Source organism: Mycobacterium sp. IDUB_9 (genome assembly GCF_055419505.1).
In genome coordinates, this window is record NZ_JBVAXU010000006.1 from 283,697 (window position 1) to 303,183 (window position 19,487).

Genomic DNA, 19,487 nt, shown 5'->3' on the forward strand with positions numbered 1-19,487 from the left:
GGATGGGGGGTCCAACCGTCGGTCCGACGGTCTCCGAGCTGCTGGTCCCGCTGGCCGACGTCACCGACCGTGGTGTTTACCAAGAGGATTCGTTCGTCAGCTGGGCTGACCACATCGCCGCCGGTGCGCAACTGGCCGCGGCGCTGCGGGCACGGTTGGACCCCTCCAAACCCCCGCATGTCGGGGCGCTACTCGGCAACACCACTTTCTTCTCCAGTCTGTTGGTGGCCGCAGGGCTGAACGGGCTGGTCCCCGTCGGGCTCAACCAGACCCGCCGCGGCGAGGCTCTGGCGCGCGACATCGCACAGGCCGACTGCCAGCTGGTGCTGACCGACAACCCTGATGCCGTCCCACCCGGGGTGGAATTCATCGATGTCGAATCCGCCGGGTGGGCAACCGAACTCGCGTCGCACCGGGACACCCCGGTGACGTTCGCCGACGTGTCGGCTGATGACCTGTTCATGCTCATCTTCACCTCCGGAACCAGTGGCGATCCCAAGGCTGTGCGGGTCACCCACGACAAGGTGGCGTTTCCGGGCCGGATGCTGGCCGACCGCTTCGGACTGGGGCCCAGCGACACCGTTTACCTGTCGATGCCGTTGTTCCATTCCAATGCGATCATGGCCGGGTGGGCCGTAGCGACCGCTGCCGGCGCGTCGATTGCGTTGCGGCGCAAGTTCTCCGCATCCGGCTTCATCCCCGACATCCGGCGCTTCGGCGCCACCTACGCGAACTACGTCGGCAAGCCGTTGTCCTACATCCTGGCGACCGAGCCGGCGCCAGACGATGCCGACAACCCGTTGAAGATTCTCTACGGCAACGAGGGCGCGTCGCGTGACCTGAGCCGGTTCGCCGAGAGATTCGGTGTGACCGTGGTCGACGGATTCGGTTCCAGCGAGGGCGGTGTGGCGATCGCCCGCACCCCTGACACTCCCGAAGGCGCCCTGGGACCACTCACCGATCAGGTGGCGATCGTCGATGTGGACACCGGTGAACCGTGCCCGCCCGGCGTCGTCGGCGAGTTGGTGAACCCGACGGGGCCCGGCTGGTTCCGCGGCTACTACAACGATCCCGACGCCGAGGCGGCCCGGATGGCCGGCGGCATCTACCACACCGGCGATCTGGCCTACCTCGACGAGGACGGCTACGCGCACTTCGCCGGGCGGCTCGGTGACTGGATGCGGGTGGACGGCGAGAACCTCGGCACCGCACCGATCGAGCGAATCCTGTTGCGTCACCCCGACGTTGCCGAGGTCGCGGTGTACCCGATCCCCGATCACGATGTGGGTGATCAGGTGATGGCCGCACTGGTCCTGGGGGCGCGGTCGGCGTTCGACATCGACAGCTTCGTCAAGTTTCTTCATGAGCAATCCGACCTGGGGCCCAAGCAGTGGCCGTCGTATGTGCGCGTCGGAGCCGCGTTGCCGCGCACCGAGACCTTCAAGGTGATCAAGCGGCAACTCTCCGCGGAGGCCACCGAGTGCGCCGATCCTGTCTGGCCGGTACCGCGCTGACTTTGCGCGCTGTGGCACGCCGCGCCCTGTAGGGATGTGTCGTCGCGCCCGCCTGATAACAACTGTGTCGGTGAAATCGCCTCAGGGGCAGCGTTGTCGCTCACGTTCGTGAACAGTTGATACGGCTGGGCCGCCAACGCCGTTCATCTGGGATGCGCGATCCGCGCCAGTAACGCTGCGGCGGCCTGAAGCCCATTTTTCCGCCGTGGCGTTACTGGCGCGGTCGTGCTGACGACATACCCCAGGGGCACCCACGCGCGCTATTTCGATACCATCGGCATCGAAACATGGGAGACACAGCATGCACATCGCAGTAACCGGCGGCACCGGCTATCTCGGGGCCCACACCGTTCGTGGCCTGCTCGCCGCGGGACACCGCATCCGACTGCTGGTCGCACCGGGATGCGGCGACGACGAGGTGATCGGTCATCTCGCCGCGCTCGGCGAGATGGCGGTGCTCGCGGGCGACATCCGCGACGGTGACACCGTCGGGGAACTGCTGTCGGGCTGCGACGCACTGATCCATGCCGCAGGCATCGTCGGCACCGACCAGCGCCGTGAAAAGTTGATGTGGGAGATCAACGCATACGCAGGAGAGACCGTGCTGAACCGCGCCGTCGAGGCGGGGCTCGATCCCATCGTCTCGGTCAGCAGCTACAGCTCACTGTTCCCGCCGCCGAACGGGGTGATCTCCGCCGACACCCCGCCTGCACCGGGCCGCAGCCCGTACGCCCAGACGAAGGCATATGCCGACCGGGTGGCCCGGCGGTTGCAGGACGCCGGAGCTCCCGTGGTGGTCACCTACCCGTCGAGCGTGGTGGGCCCGGCTTACTTCACCGCCGCCGGGGTCACCGAGCGCGGTTGGGCGCCGATCGCCAACGCCGGTGTGGCGCCTCGGATGTCTGGCGGCATGCAGATGATCGATGTGCGCGACGTCGCATTGGTGCACGAGCGGCTGATGGCACCCGGGCGCGGCCCCAAGCGGTACGTCTGCGGCGGCGTGATGGTGTCGTTCAACGAGATGATCGATGTCCTCGAACAGGGCGCCGGCCGCAAGATCCGCCGAATCCCCTTGTCCGCGAGACTTTTCCGCGGTATCGGCTGGTGCTCGGATCTTGTCGGCGGGATCCTGCCGCTCGGTGACGGGATCAGCTACGAGGCGGCCATGCTGCTCACCGCCGCCACCCCCACTGACGACAAGAGCACGCTCACCGATCTGGGTATCGACGCCTGGCGCTCGCCGCAGGCGGCGATGCTGACCTCATTCGGCCGGTGACACGCCCAGCGCGCGGCTGAGCAGCCACACCAGGCGTTTCCGCAGTTCGGGTGAATCGTCGTCGGTGGCCACCGTGGTGGTGAACAACGCCGCACCCGCCGCCATGGACAACGCCGCCCGGGCGTCGGATTCCGATCCGTAACCCCTGGCCGCGAACATCTCGATCGCGGGCCGGCTGAACCCGTCCCACAGCGCCTTGCGCATCGCGTCGTTCTCACGCAAGGCCAGCAGCAGCCCGGGCACGGCTTCGCTGACGTCCGGGCGACTGAACAATTGGTGGCTGCCACGCACCACCCAATCGATCCACCCAGCGAGGTCGGTGCCGGAGAACGGCGACATGTCGGGCGCTTCGCCGAGTATCGCGTTCAGCACCAGTTCCGCCTTCGACGCCCAACGCCGGTTCAGGCTGGACCTGCCCACCCCGGACCGCACCGCGACCAACCGAACGCTCAGGTCGTCCCAGCCCACCTCGACCAGCAACTCACGGGTGACCGCAAGCACGCGCTCGTCGATCGACGTGTCGCGTGGTCGCCCGCTCATTCCCCCGATTCAACCGCATGGCGCCACGGGTAGCGTCGGTGACGTGGGCTACCGCGAACACCGTCCGCCGCCCCGGCTGCGCAACCTCGTGGAGTGCCGGTGGATCCGCACCGGCACGGCAGAACCCGGCCGGATCCTGCCCGACGGCTGCATGGATCTGATCTCGCTGGACGGCAGGATCGTCGTCGCCGGCCCCGACACCACGGCGTTCGTCGCCGCAGCAAGCCGGGATCCCCTGCAGGGTTTACGGTTTCGTCCCGGCGTTCTACCCCGCCTGCTCGGTGTTCCGGCCTCCGAACTGCGCAACACCCGGGTCGATCTTCGCGAGTTGTGCGCGATCGACGACGGCAGTTCGCTCGATGAACTCGCCGTGACACTGGCAGCCCGGGCGCCTCGTGCCGAGACCGCGCCTTGGACACTGCCGGCACTTCACGACATCACGCGCCGGTTGGCAGCCGGCGAGTCGGTCCGTGCGACGGCACGCCACGTCGGCTGGTCGACCCGAACGATGCAACGGCAGTGCGGGGCGGTCTACGGCTACGGGCCGGCGACACTGCGTCGCATCCTCCGGTTCCGGCGCGCGGTGGCACTGATCGGCACCGGTATGAGCGCCAGGGCGGTGGCGGCGCAGGCCGGTTACGCCGATCAGCCGCACCTGCACCGTGAGGTCCGCGCCCTGGCCGGGGTGGGAATGCCGCAGCTGCGTGAACTCCGTCAGTTTTCCAGTGCCGCGAACAGGTCCACCGACGTACCGTCTGGATCTTCGACAGTCGCATAACGCTGCCCCCACGGCGCATCGAATGGCTTGAGCGTCCCCGGGTGCCCGGCGCCGGTGAGCCGCTCATAGAGTTCGTCGACGTCGCCGGGTGAATCGACGCCGAATGCGAGGGCCACCCGCCCGGGCCCGGCCGGAGGCGTCCACCCGGGAAGCATGCCTGCGATCACCTCCTCGGTGTCGAACGCGAGCCGGTTTCCGCCCGGCAGCGCCACCTCGGCATGTGGCCCGTCCAGGTCTGGAACGGCCAGGCCGAGCAGCCGGTAGAAATCCAGCGAGCTGCGCAGGTTCTTGCTGACGATCTCGATGACCGCCGAGGTCAGGTTCAAGGACATACCCGCAGGTTAGGGCGTTGGTCCACCCTCAGTCGTGAACAGATCGGACAAGCTGCGCCTTTGTCGGACCGCGGGTACCGAGTAGGTTGGCCAGGACTGTTAGTTACTTGCCAGTAGGGAGTCCCCGATGCCCGCTCCGTCCGCCGCCGAGTTCGCCCGCCTACGTGCGCTCGTCGCCATCGAAGACGTCGAAGCCCGTCAGTCCAAGCCGATCGACGAGGTCTTCACCGGCAAGGAACTGACCACCATCCCGGTCGGCACCGCCGACGACGTGACCGCCGCCTTCACCAAAGCCCGTGCCGCACAGGCGCAGTGGGCCAAGCGTCCGGTCAAGGAACGCGCCGCCGTCATCAAGCGCTTCGGCGCACTGCTGGCCGAGAATCGCGACTTCCTGATGGATGTGGCCCAGGCCGAGACCGGCAAGGCCCGCTCAGCCGCGCAGGAAGAGATCGTCGATATGATCTTGAACGCGGGCTACTACGCGCGCGAGGCGGCCCGGCTGCTGTCGACGAAGCGTGTACAGGGTCTGCTGCCGGGGTTCGTCAAGACCGTGGTCAACCACCACCCCAAGGGCGTCATCGGCGTCATCTCACCGTGGAATTACCCCATGACCCTGTCGATCTCGGATTCGATCCCGGCCCTGCTGGCCGGCAACGCCGTGGTGGTCAAGCCGGACAGCCAGACGCCGTACTGCACGTTGGCCAACGCCGAACTGCTGTATCAGGCCGGCCTGCCGCGCGATCTGTTCGCGGTGGTTCCCGGTCCGGGCTCGGTGGTCGGTACCGCGATCGTCGAGAACTGCGACTACATGATGTTCACCGGTTCGACGGCCACCGGGCGGACACTGGCCGAGCAGTGCGGGCGCCGGTTGATCGGTTTCTCCGCCGAGCTCGGTGGCAAGAACCCGATGATCGTCACCAAGGGCGCGAATCTGAAGGTGGCCGCCAAGGCCGCGACTCGCGCCTGCTTCTCCAATGCCGGTCAGCTGTGCATCTCAATCGAGCGGATCTACGTCGAGCGCGAGGTCGCCGACGAGTTCACCGCCAAGTTCGCCGAGCAGGTGCGCAACATGAACCTGTCGGCGGCCTACGACTTCACCGCCGACATGGGCAGCCTGATCTCCGAAGATCAGATCAAGACCGTGTCCGGCCATGTCGATGATGCAAAGGCCAAGGGCGCCAACGTTGTTGCCGGCGGTAATGCGCGCCCCGACATCGGCCCGCTGTTCTTCGAGCCGACCGTGCTGACCGGTGTCACCGACGAGATGGAATGCGCACGCAACGAGACCTTCGGCCCCCTGGTGTCGATCTACCCGGTCGATTCCGTCGACGAGGCCGTCGAGAAGGCCAATGACACCGAGTACGGCCTCAACGCGAGTGTGTGGGCCGGATCGAAGTCGGAGGGCGAGGCGATCGCGGCCCGGGTGAATTCCGGCACGGTCAACGTCGACGAGGGCTACGCGTTGGCATTCGGTAGTACCGCGGCCCCGATGGGCGGCATGAAGGCCTCCGGCGTCGGGCGCCGCCACGGTGCCGACGGGATCCTCAAGTACACCGAGTCGCAGACCGTCTCCACCGCGCGGGTGATCAATCTCGATCCGCCGCTGGGTATTTCACAGACGTTCTGGCAGAAGGCACTTACCCCGATGATCCGCGCACTGCAGAAGCTGCCCGGCCGCTAGAACCACGCCGGCAATGTTGAGGCGACATTCTTCCGGTCAGGTGCGGTGACGATCGGTGTGGCCCTGGCGGCGGGGTGCACCGAACCCGCTGGTGGGGAGAGTGCCGCCGACTAGGCCCCGGTCTCGCGGTCGGGGCCTACGCTTCATCTCATGGAGCAGCGCACGCCGCTACCTGCCGACACCGATCCCGCCGCAGTGATCGCCGCGCGGCTGGCTGACCGGGTCGACGATGTCACCCAGATGATCCAGCAGCATCTGATATCCGAGATCGCCGAGATGCGCGGGCAACCTCAACTGCTCGATCTACTGCGCGACAGCGTGGCCGAGAACGTCGAAACCGTCTTCTCGGCGATCCAGCACGGCACGGCGATCGAGCGCATCGAACCGCCACCCTCCGCGTTGGCACACGCCAGGGAGCTGGCCCGCCGGGGCGCCCCGGCCAACGCCCTGGTGCGCGCGTATCGGCTCGGCCAGCAGACCCTGCTCGACATCGTGCTCGACGAGGTCCGGCTGCTCGACCTGGATACCCAGCAGGCCCTGGACGTGTTTCAGAGCGTCACCGCCACCACGTTCACCTACATCGACCAGATCTCGCAGCGGGTCACCGCGGCGTATCAGGTCGAGCGGGAGCGTTGCCTGGCAGCCCAGAACACCGCGCGGGCCATTCGGGTCCGGGAACTGCTCGAATCCGGCCCGGTCGACATCGACGAGGTGAGCGTCCAGATCGGCTATCCGCTGCGACGGATCCACTTGGCGGTGGTTGTCTCCTATACCGATTCGCCCGAGGGTGATGAGCTGGTGCACATGGGGCGCCTCGCCCGTTCCCTCGCCGAATGCCTTGGTAGCCAAGGCGCCCCACTGTTGGTCGCCGCCGACCGGCTGACCGGGTGGGGCTGGATTCCGTTGACGGCGGACTCGGCGGCAGAGGCAGTTGAGCGCACGCGCCAGTTCGCCGCCGAGCAGCGGCACCCACCGCTGGTCGCAATCGGGGATCCGCTGCCGGGAGTCGAAGGCTTCCGGCGGTCACACCGCCAGGCGCTGGGTGCACTGAGGGTCCTCACGTCGGGCGCACAGTCCGACCGGTTCATCGCCAACACCGACCCGGGCGTATCGGCTGCCGCACTGCACGTCGACAATCTGCCCGCGGCACGTGCCTGGGTGGGTGAGGTGCTCGGCGGTCTGGCCTCCGCGACCGAAGCCGATGAACGTCTCCGCGAGACACTGTGGGTCTTCCTGCAGTCCGGCTCGAGCTACAAGGCTGCCGCGACGGACCTGAACATGCATTTCAACACCGTGCGGTACCGCGTCCAGCGGGCCGAAGAACGACGAGGCCGGCCGATAACCATCACCGACCGGCTCGACGTCGAGATCGCTCTCCTACTGTGCCACTGGTTCCAGGCTGCGGTCCTGCAGTGATTCCGTGGCCGCGCGGAGGATGGCTTCGGCGGTGCGGTGCGCCACTGCCATGGTCGAGATCATCGGATTCACCCCGGTAGCGGTCGGCAGTGCGCTGGCATCGCCGATGTAGACACCGGAGGTGTCGTGGACTTCGCCCCACGGGTCGGCCACCGAGGTCGCCGGGTCCGAACCCATGCGGCAGCTGCTCATCTGGTGCGCGGAGAACACCCGGTGCCCGCCGGCACCGAAGGGAACACCCTTGAGCGTCTCGATGAACTGCTCGAGGTCCTCGCCCCGGCGCCAGCGCAGCGAACCGGCCGTGAACGGCACGATCTCGCGGGCGCCGCTCGCTGCGTGCAAGCGAATCTGGGCCTCCAGCGAGCGCTGCTCGTTGCGCACGTCGACCTCGTCGGTCACCTCGTAGTGGATCACCGAGTTGCCGGCGTCGTCGATCGTCACGCTCCCGTGCCCACGGTCGCGCGGGATACCGACAAACCACACCGCGTTCTCGAGCTGAGCCATCGTCTCTTTGAGTTCAGCCGCCGAGGACCGCGCCATCCCGGCTGCGATGATCGAGTTCGACCACTGCACACCTTGGATCAGAAAGCCGTGCCCGTCCTCGACATCGGCGAACTCGTCGACCATCGCCGTCATCGGGGCGCCCCACCACGGCCGCTGCGGCTCGTCGTGCAGAGCGAGAGTCGCGATCACCGGGTGCAGGTGCAGGTTCTTCCCGACGGCGGGACCGCCGATTCCCGAACGAAGCAGCAGCGCAGGAGATTCCAGCGATCCGCAGGCCACCACGACGCGTGGGGCGCGTACCTGCAGATCAGTGGTTGCGCCGGTTCGCGGGTCGACGACCGTTGCCGCCACGCCGGCGGCGCGGCCGTCCTCGGTCAGTACCCGTTCGGCGTTGCAGCGCACGATCACTCGCGCGCCCGCGGCGACCGCGTCGGTCAGATAGGTGCGGCGTACATCGAGTTTGGCGCCCGACCGGTCCCCCATACCTATGTAGCCCGCGGTGTCGGGTGAGTAGGCGGCGGGGTCGGCATTTCGGGTCAGACCCGTGAACGACCAGCCGAGTTCGGCTGCGCCGGCGCGCATCCGCTCATGCGGGCCGTTGAGGTCCGAGCAGTGCGCGTTGACACCGAGTCGGGCCCACACGGCATCCATGTGCCGGTCGAAGTCGGGGCCGTCGACGCCATCGAGGCCGGATTCGCGAGCCCACTGTTCGCGCACATGCGCGGGGGTACGCAGGCAGTTGGACCAGTTGACGGTCGGCCCGCCGCCCAGGGTGGAGCCGGCCAGCAGCGACACGTTGAAATCGGCGGTCGGGGTTGGGCCACCGTGCCAGAACAACTGCTGGAAGGCAGGCAGTTCGAGTCCGCTGAAGTCGGATTCGTTGTGGTTGCCGCCGGCCTCGAGCACCACGACGTCGAGACCCGCGCCGGCGAGCACGCCGGCGATCAGACCACCGCCGGCACCCGAACCCACCACACAGACGTCGGCTTCGATCACCGAGGCGTCCGGCAGATAAGGCTCGAATCCGCCGTCGCCACCGGGTTCGACGGCCGGGCCACCCGGGAAGCCGAAACCGGCCCACATCGGGTTGCTGCCGGTCTGGGGATCGGGGCCCGCGTAGGCGAAGGCCAGCGTCAGCGACGCCAGAGCGTTCACCCCTGCGGCGGCTTCCGGGCCCAGCAGCCCGACATTGGTCAGGATCTGTTCCCGCGCCGACGGTGGCTCGCCGACGAAACCTGCCGCGTGCAGCGCATCGAGCAGCCCCAGCAGGCCTGCCTGCTGGGCCTGGGGCATCGCGGCGAGGGCCATCGCAACGCCGGCGTCGGCGTGCAGGTCGCTACCGGACAGCGCCCAGAATCCCGTGGGGTCATCGGCGCGTTCCAGTGCCGGCACAACCGCCTCGGCCAGGGCCTGCAGTACCTCACGGTGGTTCTCGGTGATCGGCATGTCTGTGTGACTCCTCGCTCGCGGATGGTTCTCGCGGCGCAGATGTAGGTCAGATACACATCGATCAGGGGATGTTGGGGCGAGGGGCAATCCCCACGCCCATTGGTGATCCGGCGTCGCGTTCGTGACGAAAATTACGCGGCGAGCGGGCGGATTCCGATGTACCGGCGCCACCAACTCTGCGGGGCCGGTTGTATCCGGACTACAACGCCGCTGTCAGCGGGGACGTCGCGCGACGACTGCGAAGTTCAGCGGGATCCGGGGCGCCTCCGGCGGCAGGGCCCAGCCTTGAGGGCAGGGCACCAGCGCCGGGAATGCCTGCCAGTCCATGTAGGGCAGTTCGGCCAATGCCTCGATGACGAGCCCGGCCTGCAGCAGGCACGTGATCACTTCGGACAGGTCGTGGCGCCACTCGTGGTTGCGCACTTGGGTGATCTGATCGGCCGAGTTCTCGGTGTATGTTCCTGGGTCGTCGTAGGTTCGGACTCCGCCGCCGCTGAGGTAGTCGTCGGTGATGTTCCACGGCTCGTAGTCCATCGCGCTCAGGATCGGATGGTCGTCGCGGATCAGGAACACTCCGCCCGGCTCAAGCAGGTCGTGGATCGATCGGGCCCAGCTGGCCAGTTCGGGCAGCCACACGATGGTTCCCGTACTGGTCACGATGGTCTCGAAGCGTCGCTGGATCAACGTCGACGCGAACCGCGCGTCGCCCTCCACCCAGGTGATCTCGCGGCCGTCGGCCTCGGCGATCCTGGCCGCGTGCCGCAGCGAATTCGGCGACAGATCCACGCCGTGCACGTCGCGGGCTCCCAGCCTCGCCCACGACACGGTGTCGGTACCGATGTGGCATTGCAGGTGCAGAAGCGAGCGGTCTTTCACACCGCTTTCCGGCAGGTGGGGCGCGAGCACCTCGAGGTCGTTGCGCACCACCCATGAGATATCGGTGGGATCGGCCAGAAACCCTGGTACGTCATACATCTGGGACCGGACGTGCACATCGGCCCGTTCGTCCCAGTTCGCACGGTTGGCCGCAAGAGCGTCGGCTTCGTTCACCAGCTGATCCTTTCCTCGCCGCCGCGACCATACCGGTCTGCACGAGGAAGTCTCGCTAGGTTTTTTCGGGACCGCTCAGTTTGAACACCCGGCGCCCGCAACGAGGCGAACCCATTCCTCCTCACGGGAGAAAATCAGCTGCCGGCGATACCGTCCAGGCGCTTGGTGGCCGCCTCGAAACCGCTCACCAGCTCACCGATGATGTCGGCGACCGGCCGGATCTCGTTCATCCGGCCCACGATCTGACCGACCGGCATCGCGACCGCGGTCGGGTCATCGGAAAGGCTCATCCGCTGATGCGCCTCGCCGACCAGAATGTTCTGCAACGGCATCGGCAGCGCTTCGGGGGCGTCCGGTGCGTCCCAGGCATCGGTCCAACGGCTCTTCAAGATCCGGGCGGGCTTGCCGGAGTAGATCTTCCGGCGCACGGTGTCGGCGGAGGTGGCATTCAGCAATGCCTCCTGGATCACCGAGGCACCCGACTCGCGACGCACGCCCAGGTCGTACTCAGCCGCGGTGAGGAATGCCGATCCCATCCAGACACCCTGAGCACCGAGTGCCAGGGCCGCCGCGACCTGTCGGCCGCTGCCGATACCGCCGGCAGCAAGCACCGCGGCCTTACCGTCGACGGCGTCGACGATTTCCGGCCACAACACCACCGAGCCGATCTCACCGGTGTGCCCGCCGGCCTCATGCCCCTGGGCGATCACGATGTCCACCCCGTTGGCCACGTGGCTGAGCGCATGCTTCGCGCTGCCGGCCAGCGCGGCCACCGGCACACCTGCCTTGTGAGCCTGCTCGATGACGTCATTGGGCGGGGACCCCAGCGCGTTGGCGATCAGCTTGATCGGATGGCGCAACGCCACCTCGACATGGCTTCGCGCCACCGAGTGCAGCCAGCCCAGCACACCTGTGTTGTGCTCGCCCTCCGCGGGGAGCGGCGGAACGCCGAGATCGGCAAGGGTTTTCGCGACGAAGTCCCGGTGAGCCTGCGGAATCAGCTTGTCGATGTCGACTGCGCTGCCCTCGGTGGGGATCTTGTTCGGCATCACCACGTCGACGCCGTACGGCTTGCCGTCGGTGTTGGCGTCCATCCAGGACAGCACGTTTTCCAGCTCGTCGGGATCGTTGAACCGCACGCAGCCCAGCACACCCAGACCGCCGGCCCGGGTGACCGCGGCGGCCACCTTCTCCGACGGGGTGAAGACGAAAATCGGGTATTCGATCCCGAACCGTTCGCAGAGGTCGGTTTTCACGACTTGGCTCCCACGTGATTGGCGTGCACCTCGTCGGCGGCCCGCTCCTCGGTGGTGTCCTTGGCCCACCGGTAGTCAGGCTTGCCCGCAGGCGAACGCTTGACCTCGTCGACCAGCCACAGGCTGCGCGGCACCTTGTAGCCCGCGATCTCGCTGCGCACGAACGTGTCGAGGTCGGCCAGGGTCGGGCGTGCACCCTCGCGCGGCTGTACGACGGCCGCGACGTGCTGACCGAAACGCTCGTCGGGCACGCCGACCACCAAGGCGTCGAACACGTCCGGGTGCCCCTTCAGCGCGGCCTCGACCTCTTCGGGGTAGATCTTCTCGCCACCGGAGTTGATCGACACCGAGCCGCGGCCCAGCATGGTCACGCTGCCGTCTGCCTCGACCTCGGCGTAGTCGCCCGGGATGGCGTAGCGGACCCCGTTGAAGGTCCGGAAGGTCTCAGCGGTCTTCTTCTCGTCCTTGAAGTAACCGACCGGGATGTGGCCGCACTTGGCGATGATGCCGCGCACGCCCGATCCCGGGACCACCTCGTTGCCGTCCTCGTCGAGCACCTTGGTGTTCTTGTCGATCGTCACGCGCGGACCGCCGGTGTGGCTCTGTCCCTTGGCCACCACGGAGGTACCGCCGAAACCGGTCTCCGACGAGCCGATCGAGTCGGTGATGATCCGGTTGGGCAGCAGCTCCAGGAACTTCTCCTTGAGACTGGTGGAGAACAGGGCCGCGGTGCTGGCGAGCAGGAACAGCGACGACAGGTCGTATTCGTTCCCTGCGTCCTGATGGGCCAGCAGCGCATCGAGCAGCGGCCGGGCCATCGCGTCACCGGTGAAGAACAGGAGATTCACCTTGTGCTCGTGGATCATCCGCCACGCGGCGTCGGCGTCGAACTCCGGCATCAGCACCACGGTGTGCCCGGTGAACAGCGCCATCCAGGTGGCCGACTGGGTCGCGCCGTGGATCATCGGCGGGATGGGCAGCCGGATCATCGGCGGGTTGGCGACGGCCTGCTTGGACAGGTCGTATTCGTCGGCAACGGGCTCGCCGGTGGCGAAGTCGGTGCCGCCGAACAGCACCCGGTAGATGTCCTCGTGACGCCACATGACGCCCTTGGGGAAGCCGGTGGTGCCGCCGGTGTAGAGCAGGTAGATGTCGTCCTCGCTGCGCGGGCCGAAGTCGCGCTCGGGTGAGTGCTCGGCGATGGCCGAGTAGAACTCGACGCCGCCGTAACGCTGGTAGTCGTCGTCTGACCCGTCTTCGACCACCAGGACGGTCTTCACATTCGGCGTCTCCGGCAGCACGTTGGCCACCCGGTCGGCGTAGCGCCGCTCATGGATCAGCGCGACCATGTCCGAGTTGTCGAACAGGTACTTCAGCTCGCCCTCGACATAGCGGAAGTTGACGTTCACCAGGATCGCGCCGGCCTTCACGATGCCGAGCATCCCGATGACGATCTCGATGCGATTGCGACAGTAGAGGCCGACCTTGTCGTCCTTCTTGACGCCTTGGGCGATCAGGTAGTGGGCCAGACGGTTGGCCTTCTCCTCCAACTGCGCATAGGTCAGCTGTTCGTCGCCACAAATCAGGGCGACACGGTCAGGCACAGCATCGATGGCGTGCTCGGCAAGATCCGCAATATTCAGAGCCACAGAACCTAAACTAGAACGTGTTACATTTCGAGACAAGTCTGGGTTGAAATTGCAGAGAGGCTGGCACTCGTGAGCGAGACCGAAAAAGGGCCCGACGCCCTCATTGAGCAGCGCGGACACACCCTGATCCTGACGCTGAACCGGCCGGAGGCGCGCAACGCGCTTTCCACCGAGATGCTCTCGATCATGGTCGAGGCCTGGGACCGCGTCGACAGCGATCCGGAGATCCGTACCTGCATCCTCACCGGCGCCGGCGGGTACTTCTGCGCCGGCATGGACCTCAAGGGCGCGACCAAGAAGCCGCCGGGCGATTCGTTCAAGGACGGCAGCTACGACCCGTCACGGATCGACGGCCTGCTCAAGGGTCGCCGGCTGACCAAGCCGCTGATCGCCGCAGTGGAGGGTCCGGCCATCGCCGGCGGCACCGAGATCCTGCAGGGCACCGATATCCGCGTGGCCGGTGAGAGCGCCAAGTTCGGCATTTCCGAGGCCAAGTGGAGCCTCTACCCCATGGGTGGCTCGGCGGTGCGCCTGGTGCGCCAGATTCCGTACACGATCGCCTGCGACATGCTGCTGACCGGGCGGCACATCACCGCCGCCCAGGCCCTGGAGTACGGCTTGATCGGTCACGTCGTTCCCGATGGCACCGCGCTGGACAAGGCCCTGGAGATCGCCGAGGTGATCAACAACAACGGCCCGCTGGCCGTGCAGGCCATCCTCAAGACCATCCGCGAGACCGAGGGCATGCACGAGAACGAGGCGTTCAAGCCCGACACCGCCAACGGCATCCCGGTGTTCCTGTCCCAGGACGCCAAGGAAGGCCCGCTGGCTTTCAAGGAGAAGCGCGCGCCCAAGTTCCAGATGCGCTGATTCGCGGGGCGGCCGGCACAGACCGTCACCGTCGTGGTTTCGTCGCCAACTGTCCTCGTCGCGGCACTGAGCAGTCCTATACTCGTGCCAACTTGCCGGGACGGGAGCCGGGCATGTCTGAACGCGATGAGGCGTCTGCGCCGACCGCCGATACCTCGGTACGCCATGGCCTGTTACTGCAACTCGCCCTGCGAATACTCATGGCGATGTTCATCGGTGCGGCCCTGCTGTCGCAGCCTCCGCACTCGAACCTGTGGCTGCACCGGGCGATCTTCGCCGGATATGTCGCGGCGGTCGCGGCGTGGAGCTGGTGGGAGCTGCGCTCTGCCGATCGGTTGGGCGGGGGAACCCGGCGGTCGGTGGCGCTGCTCATGCTGTGCGTGGATCTCCTTGCGGTAGCGATCATTTCAACGGAGACAGGGATCAGTTCGGCAGAGACCTGGACCTCCGACGTGGTACAGCACGGGCTGTTCCTGATCCCACTGATCGCGGCAGCACAGCTCGACCCGGTCGTCAGCGCCACGATCGCGGTCCCCACGGTGGTCACTTTCTTCGCAGTGAGCTGGGTCGACAAGGCTGCCAACGGCAATGAGCCCTGGGGGTCGATCCTGGCACGGACCGCCGTGCTGTTCGGCTTGGCCGCCGGGTCGGTCGCGTTGTCGCGGATTCAGCAATCGAGAACGAGGACCATCGCCGGCCTCGCCCTGGAGCGGACTCGCCTGCTCGAAGAAGTGATCAGCCTGGAGAAGCGCGAACGCCAATCGCTTTCCGAACGCCTGCACGATGGCGCGCTCCAGTACGTGCTGGTGGCGCGGCGCGATATGGAGGAGGTCCGGGACGGATCGGTCGACGGGATGGACCGCGTCGACTTCGCGTTGGCGGAGTCCTCCCGGCTGCTGCGTGACGTGGTCCGTGAACTGCACCCCGAGGTGTTGGCCCGGGCCGGCCTCAAAGCGGCAATGACCTCACTTGCCGACGGAATCGCGACGCGCACCAGCCTCGCGGTCCAGTTGGACGCCAGCAGCTGGCCCGACGACTTGCGCACCGACGCCGATCACCTGATCTACAGTGCGGCCCGCGAATTCTCGACGAATGCCATCAAGCACGCACAGGCCGATAATCTGCGGTTCATCTTGGGGTACAACGGTATTCAGGCCGCACTGGGCATCACCGACGACGGCATCGGCATTCCGCCGGAGCGTCTGGCCCAAAGCGTCGAAGATGGCCACATCGGGTTCGCCTCGATCTGCGCCAAGGTGCTGGCCGCGGGCGGCACATTCGTGGTCGCGAGCCCACCCGGAACCACCGTGTCGATTTCGGTGCCCGCGAAGTGCACCTCCGATGCGAACAGAGCATTGGCGGTCAAGCGGCCGCCCAACTTTCAGCTGAAGTAGTTCCGTACGCAAAACTGAGGCCCTGCCCGATGTTTCGAGCAGGGCCTCAGCTTCAGGCGGTCGACGCACTGCTAGCGCCAGTGCCCGGGCCGTGGCCTCCAGTGTCCCGGCGGCGGCCCCCAATGTCCGGGTGGCGGCGGAGGCGGCCCCCAGAACGGTGGAGGTGGCGGCCCCCAGAACGGTGGCGGCGGAGGCGGTCCCCAGAATGGCGGCGGAGGTGGTGGTGGCGGGCCCCACGGCCGCAACGGCGGAGCGGGCATCGAGGACAGCGGGACCGATCCCGCAACCTGAACGCTTGCCGGCGCCGGGGTCATTCCCGGTGTCGGCGCCGCGTTGGCCTGACCGGCCACTCCGATGGCGCCGGCCAAAAGCGCCCCACCCAGCACTACTCCGCTCAACACACTTCGCCCAGGTAAATGTCGTGCCATCTCATGCACTCCTCTAGTCGTCGCGTCACATCCCCCGATATCGCGAGCCTATCTAATTAGGCCAGCTATACGAAACCCGTGAAGGCGTTACACAGCGGATGCTTAACCAACGCACAGGAGTACACAGCCGGCTGACATGCCCGAGGGGCCGGTGCCGCGTCTGCGCAGAGCTCTAAATCGAGGATTGCTGCTCAATAGTGGCTGGAATCCTCGGTTTAGAGCACCTGAAGCCCCCGACGCAGACCGCTATGCCCCCACCGGAGCGCTCGGGGTGAACACGACCGGCATCGATTCCGGACCGCTGACGAAGTTGGCCGGACGCAACGGCAACTGGTTGTCGTCGGCCAACCTCAGATCGGGCAGTCGTTCGAGCAGCCGTTCGAGCATCAGGCGCAGTTCCAGGCGAGCCAGCTGATTGCCCAGGCAGAAATGCGTCCCGAAGCCGAAAGCCAGATGGCTGTTGGGGTTTCGATCGATCCGGAAATCGTCCGGATCTCCGAACACCGCCTCGTCGAAATTCGCCGACTCGAACATCAGCATGATCTTCTCGCCGGCCTTCAACTCGGTTCCGTGGAAGGTGGTGTCGGCGGTCAGGGTGCGGCACATGTTCTTGACCGGTGAGGTCCAGCGCAGCGTTTCCTCGATCGCGCCGGGCAGCAGGGACTGATCAGCTACCAGACGATCCCACTGATCACGGTGGCGCAGTAGCTGATCGGCCCCGCCCGAGAGCGTGTGCCGCGTGGTCTCGTCGCCGCCGATGAGGATCAGGAGCGTCTCCATGACGATCTCGTCGTCACTCATCTTCTGTCCCTCGACCTCGGCATTCACCAGGATCGAGAACAGGTCATCGGTCGGCTCGGCGCGGCGCTTGGCGATCACATCCATGGTGAACGCGGTGTAGGCGGCAAACGTCTCCATCAGCATGTTGACGGCCGTCTCGTCGAGATGTGAACTCAGCCCGCAGACCAGGTCATCCGACCACTTCAGCAGCATCTCGCGCTCAGTGGGCAGCACACCGAGCATGTCACCGATCACCGCCATCGGCAGAGGTGCGGCAATGTCGCGGACGAAATCGCATTCCCCGCGTTCACACACCGCGTCGATCAGGGTGTCGCACAGGTTCACGATCGACGGCACCTTGTCCATCACGCGCTTGCGGGTGAAGCCGGAGTTGACCAGCTTGCGGCGCAACACATGTGCCGGATCGTCCATGTCGATCATGTAGGGCATGCCGGGCTGATCGGGACGGATTCCACCGGCGTTGGAGAACAGCTCGGGATTACGCTCGGCATCGATCACCGCCGCATACGTGGCGGCCGCGGCCAACCCGTTGCGGTCGCGGAAGACCGGCTCGTTGGCCCGCATCCATCGGTAGGCCTCCCGCGCGCCACCGTCGGCATAAAAATTGCCGTTGGTGAGGTCGACATCAGGCTTGAGCAGTACTTGGGTCACGAAATCTCCTTGGCATCAGCAAACGTCATCTGCACATTGCGGACCGAACTGGACAACATCGCCCGTTTGGGCAGGCCCAGGGCCGCGAGCTCTTTGGCGTACGGGTGCTCTCCCAGCCGCACCGTGACCCCGCCCGGGCGGTACCGCACACCGGAAAGCCGCATCTGGCCTTCGGTTTCGCGCAGGACGCCGTCGAGGTGGGAGAAAGTGGACTGCACCTGCGGTTTGGCGGTGAACCGGGATGGAATCGGGAGCCCAGGTTTGAAATCCATGCCCACCGCCGGCTTGCCGTCGATGCTGACATCGAAGCTGAACGGCCTACCGTCACGAACCCCGGCGCCATTGTCCGCACCGCGAACGGTGAAGTCCGCCAAGACCTTCGGATAGCCCCAAATCTGTCGGCCGGCCTGCAACGTGAACTCCCCGTCGACCGGAAGATGATGCACCAAGGCGCCGGCCGACCCCAGACCGCGCAAACCGCTGTCCTGAGATCCGGGCCGGTTCACCATCACGTTGGTGCCGTACTCCAGATACGGGCCCAGATCACCGTCGATGTAGTGCATCAGCATCAGCACGACGAGCGCGCGGTGCGGCCGGTGCCGGTAGACCTGCAGACCGCTGTAGTCGATCATCCGCTGCGCAGCAGCGGCGTCCACCGAGAACATCGCCATGTGCTGTTCGGCCGTGCGGATCTGCACCGGCATGGTCAGTACGGTGCCGGCAACGGTGTGTTGCGAAGGCCCGGAAGAGGGCGCGCTGTGACTCACGCCATAAATCTAGAACCTCGAGTAGACAGGTTGCAACAAAGTGTCTACTCAGACTCAGACCAAGGCGGCGAGATCTTTGATCTGCTCGACAGAGCGGGCACCGACGACCATCATCGTGACGCCGGAGGCCTCCCAGGCTTTGATCTGATCCTTGACGTAGTCGAGGTTTCCGACGATCGCGGAGTCATCGACCAGCTCGTCGGGGATGATCTTGGCGGCTTCCTCTTTGCGGTCGTTGCGGAAGAGTTTGGTGACGTCGTCGACGACCTCCGCATATCCCATCCGGCGGTACACCTCGGCGTGGAAGTTGGTGTCTTCAGAACCCATCCCGCCCATGTACAGCGCGAGGTGCGGCTTCATCAGCTCCATGATCGCCGGCCGGTCGTCGGTGACCACGACCTGAGCGGTGGCACAGATCTCGAAGGTCTCCCGGGTGCGCCGCGCGCCGGGTCGGGCGAAGCCCTCGTCGAGCCACTCGTTGTACATACCGGCGATGCGCGGCGAGTAGAAGATCGGCAGCCAGCCGTCGGCGATCTCGGCGGCCATCGCGACGTTCTTGGGACCCTCGGCGCCCAGCATCACCGGGATGTCGGCGCGCAGCGGATGGGTGATCGGCTTGAGGTTCTTGCCCAGGCCGGTGGTGCCCTCGCCGGTCAGCGGCAGCGGGTAGTGCGGGCCGTCGCTGTGCACCGGGGCCTCGCGCGCCCACACCTGACGCAGAATGTCGATGTACTCGCGGGTGCGGGCCAGCGGCTTCGGGAATTTCGCGCCATACCACCCCTCCACCACCTGCGGACCGGATACGCCCAGCCCGAGGATGTGGCGGCCACCGGACAGGTGATCCAGCGTGAGTGCGGCCATCGCGCACGCGGTCGGTGTGCGGGCCGACATCTGGATGACCGAGGTCCCCAGTCGCATGCGGGTGGTTTCCCGGCCCCACCAGGCCAGGGGCGTGTAGGCGTCCGAACCCCAGGCTTCGGCGGTGAAGACAGTGTCGAAGTCCGCTTCCTCGGCGGCGGCGACAAGTTCGGCGTGGTTGGTCGGCGGCTGCGCGCCCCAGTATCCGAGTTGCAAACCGAGCTTCATTTAGATTGCCTTCCCACTCGTCCTTGCGACGATTCTTAGAACCTG

16 protein-coding genes are annotated in these 19,487 nt (G+C 66.4%); 7 read left to right on the forward strand and 9 right to left on the reverse strand.

From position 1 onward, the window contains the following. The first annotated feature begins 2 nt into the window (after nucleotides 1-2). A complete protein-coding gene (gene fadD17 / locus ACZY08_RS24445; RefSeq protein WP_463746967.1) occupies nucleotides 3-1,514 on the forward strand; it encodes a long-chain-fatty-acid--CoA ligase FadD17 in 1,512 nt (503 codons plus the stop codon). Between the two features lie 301 nt (nucleotides 1,515-1,815). After that, nucleotides 1,816-2,790: an NAD-dependent epimerase/dehydratase family protein gene (locus ACZY08_RS24450; protein WP_463746966.1), complete on the forward strand. Its 975-nt coding sequence runs from the start codon at nucleotides 1,816-1,818 to the stop codon at nucleotides 2,788-2,790. Here the strand turns inward: ACZY08_RS24450 and ACZY08_RS24455 are convergent. Beyond that, entirely contained in the window at nucleotides 2,776-3,330 is a 555-nt protein-coding gene (locus ACZY08_RS24455) for a TetR/AcrR family transcriptional regulator (protein WP_463746965.1), read from the reverse strand. The genes ACZY08_RS24450 and ACZY08_RS24455 overlap by 15 nt on opposite strands. A 43-nt stretch (nucleotides 3,331-3,373) precedes the next feature. On the opposite strand from ACZY08_RS24455, the gene ACZY08_RS24460 reads away from it, so the two are divergent. Further along, complete coding sequence (locus ACZY08_RS24460; RefSeq protein ID WP_463746964.1) at nucleotides 3,374-4,108, forward strand: DUF6597 domain-containing transcriptional factor; 735 nt, start codon at nucleotides 3,374-3,376, stop codon at nucleotides 4,106-4,108. Here the strand turns inward: ACZY08_RS24460 and ACZY08_RS24465 are convergent. Next, nucleotides 4,045-4,440: a VOC family protein gene (locus ACZY08_RS24465; RefSeq protein WP_463746963.1), complete on the reverse strand. Its 396-nt coding sequence runs from the start codon at nucleotides 4,438-4,440 to the stop codon at nucleotides 4,045-4,047. The genes ACZY08_RS24460 and ACZY08_RS24465 overlap by 64 nt on opposite strands. 127 nt (nucleotides 4,441-4,567) lie before the next feature. On the opposite strand from ACZY08_RS24465, the gene ACZY08_RS24470 reads away from it, so the two are divergent. Next, nucleotides 4,568-6,121: a succinic semialdehyde dehydrogenase gene (locus ACZY08_RS24470; protein ID WP_463746962.1), complete on the forward strand. Its 1,554-nt coding sequence runs from the start codon at nucleotides 4,568-4,570 to the stop codon at nucleotides 6,119-6,121. A 150-nt stretch (nucleotides 6,122-6,271) separates the two neighbouring features. Continuing rightward, nucleotides 6,272-7,537 carry a PucR family transcriptional regulator gene (locus tag ACZY08_RS24475; protein WP_463746961.1) on the forward strand — a complete coding sequence of 422 codons (1,266 nt, stop codon included), beginning with the start codon at nucleotides 6,272-6,274 and terminating at the stop codon, nucleotides 7,535-7,537. On the opposite strand, the gene ACZY08_RS24480 is transcribed toward ACZY08_RS24475, so the two are convergent. The 4 genes from ACZY08_RS24480 to ACZY08_RS24495 all read right to left on the reverse strand — a co-directional run bounded on the left by ACZY08_RS24480 (nucleotide 7,499) and on the right by ACZY08_RS24495 (nucleotide 13,481). Next, the gene (locus tag ACZY08_RS24480; RefSeq protein ID WP_463746960.1) at nucleotides 7,499-9,487 is read right to left on the reverse strand and encodes an FAD-dependent oxidoreductase; all 1,989 of its coding nucleotides are present in this window, start codon (nucleotides 9,485-9,487) and stop codon (nucleotides 7,499-7,501) included. The genes ACZY08_RS24475 and ACZY08_RS24480 overlap by 39 nt on opposite strands. 216 nt (nucleotides 9,488-9,703) lie before the next feature. Continuing rightward, nucleotides 9,704-10,540, reverse strand: coding sequence for a class I SAM-dependent methyltransferase (locus ACZY08_RS24485; RefSeq protein WP_463746959.1), 837 nt, complete (start codon nucleotides 10,538-10,540; stop codon nucleotides 9,704-9,706). Between the two features lie 134 nt (nucleotides 10,541-10,674). Beyond that, nucleotides 10,675-11,796 carry an NAD(P)H-dependent flavin oxidoreductase gene (locus tag ACZY08_RS24490; protein WP_463746958.1) on the reverse strand — a complete coding sequence of 374 codons (1,122 nt, stop codon included), beginning with the start codon at nucleotides 11,794-11,796 and terminating at the stop codon, nucleotides 10,675-10,677. Continuing rightward, nucleotides 11,793-13,481 carry an acyl-CoA synthetase gene (locus ACZY08_RS24495; RefSeq protein ID WP_463746957.1) on the reverse strand — a complete coding sequence of 563 codons (1,689 nt, stop codon included), beginning with the start codon at nucleotides 13,479-13,481 and terminating at the stop codon, nucleotides 11,793-11,795. Before ACZY08_RS24495 ends, ACZY08_RS24490 begins: the two co-directional genes overlap by 4 nt. A gap of 33 nt (nucleotides 13,482-13,514) precedes the next feature. Between ACZY08_RS24495 and ACZY08_RS24500 the strand changes: the two genes are divergently transcribed. Continuing rightward, nucleotides 13,515-14,315, forward strand: a complete 801-nt coding sequence (locus ACZY08_RS24500) for a crotonase/enoyl-CoA hydratase family protein (protein WP_463746956.1) — start codon at nucleotides 13,515-13,517, stop codon at nucleotides 14,313-14,315. Between the two features lie 113 nt (nucleotides 14,316-14,428). Continuing rightward, nucleotides 14,429-15,709 (forward strand): sensor histidine kinase, encoded by a 1,281-nt coding sequence (locus ACZY08_RS24505; protein ID WP_463746955.1) that lies wholly within the window; start codon nucleotides 14,429-14,431, stop codon nucleotides 15,707-15,709. Nucleotides 15,710-16,383: 674 nt separating this feature from the next. On the opposite strand, the gene ACZY08_RS24510 is transcribed toward ACZY08_RS24505, so the two are convergent. The 3 genes from ACZY08_RS24510 to ACZY08_RS24520 form a co-directional block, all read right to left on the reverse strand. Beyond that, nucleotides 16,384-17,589 (reverse strand): cytochrome P450, encoded by a 1,206-nt coding sequence (locus ACZY08_RS24510; protein ID WP_463746954.1) that lies wholly within the window; start codon nucleotides 17,587-17,589, stop codon nucleotides 16,384-16,386. After that, nucleotides 17,586-18,293, reverse strand: coding sequence for an acetoacetate decarboxylase family protein (locus tag ACZY08_RS24515; protein ID WP_463747227.1), 708 nt, complete (start codon nucleotides 18,291-18,293; stop codon nucleotides 17,586-17,588). Before ACZY08_RS24515 ends, ACZY08_RS24510 begins: the two co-directional genes overlap by 4 nt. Before the next feature lie 117 nt (nucleotides 18,294-18,410). Beyond that, entirely contained in the window at nucleotides 18,411-19,442 is a 1,032-nt protein-coding gene (locus tag ACZY08_RS24520) for an LLM class F420-dependent oxidoreductase (protein ID WP_463746953.1), read from the reverse strand. Nucleotides 19,443-19,487 lie beyond the last annotated feature (45 nt).

Bases quoted from the DNA above. Each gene is read 5' to 3' on its own strand.
- ACZY08_RS24475 (WP_463746961.1), top strand. From the start codon at position 6,272: ATGGAGCAGCGCACGCCGCTACCTGCCGACACCGATCCCGCCGCAGTG.
- ACZY08_RS24480 (WP_463746960.1), bottom strand. From the start codon at position 9,487: ATGCCGATCACCGAGAACCACCGTGAGGTACTGCAGGCCCTGGCCGAG.
- ACZY08_RS24470 (WP_463746962.1), top strand. From the start codon at position 4,568: ATGCCCGCTCCGTCCGCCGCCGAGTTCGCCCGCCTACGTGCGCTCGTC.
- ACZY08_RS24515 (WP_463747227.1), bottom strand. From the start codon at position 18,293: ATGCCGGTGCAGATCCGCACGGCCGAACAGCACATGGCGATGTTCTCG.
- ACZY08_RS24505 (WP_463746955.1), top strand. From the start codon at position 14,429: ATGTCTGAACGCGATGAGGCGTCTGCGCCGACCGCCGATACCTCGGTA.
- ACZY08_RS24465 (WP_463746963.1), bottom strand. From the start codon at position 4,440: ATGTCCTTGAACCTGACCTCGGCGGTCATCGAGATCGTCAGCAAGAAC.
- ACZY08_RS24520 (WP_463746953.1), bottom strand. From the start codon at position 19,442: ATGAAGCTCGGTTTGCAACTCGGATACTGGGGCGCGCAGCCGCCGACC.
- ACZY08_RS24450 (WP_463746966.1), top strand. From the start codon at position 1,816: ATGCACATCGCAGTAACCGGCGGCACCGGCTATCTCGGGGCCCACACC.
- ACZY08_RS24455 (WP_463746965.1), bottom strand. From the start codon at position 3,330: ATGAGCGGGCGACCACGCGACACGTCGATCGACGAGCGCGTGCTTGCG.
- fadD17 (WP_463746967.1), top strand. From the start codon at position 3: ATGGGGGGTCCAACCGTCGGTCCGACGGTCTCCGAGCTGCTGGTCCCG.